The sequence below is a fragment of the Corynebacterium sp. genome (assembly GCF_012837295.1).
In the GTDB taxonomy this organism is placed as follows: Bacteria; Actinomycetota; Actinomycetes; order Mycobacteriales; family Mycobacteriaceae; genus Corynebacterium.
Genome location: NZ_DURI01000101.1, coordinates 1 through 3,295 on the forward strand (window position 1 = coordinate 1; position 3,295 = coordinate 3,295).

General features: G+C 67.2%; 2 protein-coding genes. Both read left to right on the top strand.

Annotated elements, in window-relative coordinates; translation table 11 throughout:
• Nucleotides 1-1,208 precede the first annotated feature (1,208 nt).
• Nucleotides 1,209-2,132, top strand: a complete 924-nt coding sequence (locus GX015_RS03350; protein WP_291342790.1) for a (2Fe-2S)-binding protein — start codon at nucleotides 1,209-1,211, stop codon at nucleotides 2,130-2,132.
• 123 nt (nucleotides 2,133-2,255) lie between these two features.
• A complete protein-coding gene (locus tag GX015_RS03355) occupies nucleotides 2,256-3,224 on the top strand; it encodes a hypothetical protein (protein ID WP_291342792.1) in 969 nt (322 codons plus the stop codon).
• Nucleotides 3,225-3,295 lie beyond the last annotated feature (71 nt).

A 3,295-nucleotide genomic window follows, 5' to 3' on the forward strand; every position in this document is an offset into this window, starting at 1 on the left:
ACGCCGATGGGGCCGTTGCCGTTGGCGGCGTTCTTGTCGGCGTTGCGGCCGGCGTTGTTCTTGTCGGCGTCGTCCTTGCCAAAGAATCCGAACATGTGGGGTCCTCCTCGTGCGTCGGCGCGCCGTCGATGGCGCGTCCGGGGTGGCACGTCGGTTATCGGACTGATTCTATCCGCATTGCGGTGATTCAGTGCGCCGTGGTGAGTGCCGTTACCCAACTGTGCCGATAGGTATGGCCCGGCTCACGCGTGCGGTCGGCGGGCTCGTGCGGGTCACGTCTTCCTGCTTAACGACGCCCGATCGACACCTATTCCACCAACACCCTTCGGATTCCACCAACACCCTTCGGAGGCGGGGACGAATTCCGCCGGATCCTGCGGCGGAAGCCGGAATTCGCCGTCGCTTCTCGCTCGAATCCACCAGCAGGAAGCCGCCGTCTTCTTTCGGCGCGCACTCGTGGCACCCGCGGCGCCTGCGGTCGGCTGTGTTCGTCCATCTTGCTCCTCGTCGCACCCGTTCCTGCCGCCGAACTGCAGTAACAAGTCTGTTATCGCCCAAAACGGGACAGCCGGCGCTCCTAAACGTGCAGGTCGCGGATGACGGCGGTGTCCCGATTTGGGCGACTCCCGCAGATTTGGGGCTGGTGTGACTGGGGTCGTGGACGAGGCCGGGGATGAGGCCGTCGCCGGCGTTGATCCTCATCGATTCGAGCGGTCGAGAACTCCCTGGCCGCGGTGAGGGCGTTGGCCGATCGATCGGTGCCGCCGTCCTCCATGCAATTGACGGTGAGGCACTGCGGTCGAGTCACACCAGTAACAACCTCCGCGGTTTGCGTTCATTTTGAAACATCGCGGCCGCAAAAGACCTGGTGATTTGGAGCGGCGATGTTTCAAAAAGAACGCGTCGCCAGATTTTGGGGCTGGTGTGACGCGACTCGGGAACGGGTGGGGCTGGTGTGACTCGGCCTGGGGTGGGGGCGGGCCGGTGAGAAGTGGTCTGGAAACGAGCGGGGCGGGAGTGGCGGATGGGGGCCGTGGTGCCGTGCGTAATAGAAGCGTTGGCGGGCTCCCGCGATGGTCCCGTGACGTGGAAACCGGCTCAGGGCTGCACAGAGGTTTTGCGACAGTTGGGACCGGCGGGGTCGGTTGCCGATTGTCCCTAGTGTGGAGGCATAAACACGGTGGAACTGCGGTGGAAGGTGGCTGGTTGTGGTGGGCGGGACGTCGTCAAGCGAAAACGGAAACACGGGCCCCGTGCCCGAGGCCGCGCGGGAGTACGCGCGGACGTTCGCGGAAATCGGGAGGCTGCGGGCGGAAGTGGAGGCTCACGAAGGGGCGCGCTGGTGGTCGGGCGATGACGCGCGGGCCGTGCTGGGCGACCGCGACTTCCTGCGGGCGCGCATCGACGCCGGGCGGGCGCTGTTCCCCATGCCCGACGCCGCGGCGAAGAGCGACGACGGCGCGGGCGACGCGCGGTTCCAGACGCAACTGTGGTGGTACTCGACGTGCAACTCGTGGCTGGGGCCGGCGGTGGCGTCGATCGTGGTGCAGGGGCGGGCGCCGAAGCCGGAATGGTCGGCGACGACCATCTTCGAACGCGACGCGTACTGGCTGGGGTTCGCCGCCGACGCGTTCGTCGACCTGGGGGCGGACGCGGGGTTGGAGCCCGGCGACCCGGAAGCTGCCGACGACGTCCGCGCGTACGGGCGGGCGCTGGGGGAGATGGCCGCGCCCATCGTCGCCGCGATGGAGGCGGAGCTGGGCGTGCGGCCGGCGCCGTCGTGGGCGATCGTCGCCGACGGGATGGCCGGAGCGGCGGTGGCCGCGGGCAACGAGGTCATGGAGCCGTGGGCGGGCGCGCTGATTGGATCGTGGCTGGTGGAGGGCCTGGGCGAGGTCGCGCGCGTCCCCGTCCCGCGCTTCGTCGACGTCGAACCGGGCGCCGGGCCGGACGCCGTGGCCCCTACCAATCTCGACGCTGCGGCCGACGGCGAGATGGCGGACTTTGACGTCGCAACGCATCTGGAGCGCGCGTCGTGCTGCATGATCTACCACTGCCCGGACGCGGATCTGTGCGTGTCCTGCCCGCGCCGGCCGGCGGAGGAGCGCCGGGCGCTGTGGGCGGGGGCGTGAGCGGGGCGTGACCGGGTGGTTTTCGCGGCGACGTGACCGGCGCGTTATCGCTACGATGGCGTGCGGGCCGCGGCCGGTGAGCGGGCGATGGCCTCCGTCGATTTTGAGGGAAGGGTCCCATTCATGAGCTTCTTCGAGCAGATTGCCGCGGCGCTTGACCGCGAGGACATCGAGAGCCGGGTCAACGGAGACACCCTGTTCGTGCCCATCACCATGGACCTGGAGGTCCAGTTCGTCACCATCGACGACGAGTTGCCGGCGGCGGAGGTGTACGTCGCGGCGGCCGACGTCGATTCGGATGACGATGAGTTCGAGGCCGTGCTGGTGTCCGTTGTGTTCTCGGTGGAGGACGCCGTGGAGGCGGTGGCTCATCATGTGGCGACGGATCGCGTGGTCACGTTGCTGCGGGTGTTGCTCGACGGCGAGGACGATCGCGTGTCGGATCTGGAGTTCGAGCAGGATCCGGAGGAGGCGACGCTGGTCACCGCGGAGGTGGGCGAGGCGTCGTTGCTGCAGGTGCTGGTCACGGCGAATGACAATGAGCCGGTGGCGCACGTGCGGTTCATCGCCCAGGACGAGAATCTGGACGACATCGTCGATCAGGCGATCGCGGAGTTCTGGGATTCGGACACCGAGACGATCCTCACCGACGATGATCGCCGCAAGATGTTCGCGGATCTGTACGCCGACGCCGCGTCGCTGCGCAATGAGGTGCTGACGCTGGGGGCGTTCAAGGACTTCGACAAGCTTCTCGACGTCCTGTCGCTCGCCGCGGATCGCGCGGAGGAGTGGGAGGATCAGCTCGCGCCGGTCGAGGATGGTTTCGCCGAGGCGCTGTACTCCACGTACCAGGGCGATGACTGGGACGAGGGCGACGACCTCGACGATGATGATGACGACGCGGACGATTACGACGACAACGACGAAGACGACGTCGACGATGATGACGACGCCGATGAGCTTGACGCCGATGACCTCGACGACGAGGAGTCTGACGGCAAGGGCGACGCTGGCGGAGACGATGCGGATGACGCCGAGGCGAAGATGACCGCGGTCTCCGACAAGTCCAAGGCCGCGGACGACCAGAAGTAGTGGGAGCGTTAGTGGTCGACGAGAAGTAGTCGCACGTAGCTCGATTCCCGAGAGGTGGGGCACCGGCAGTG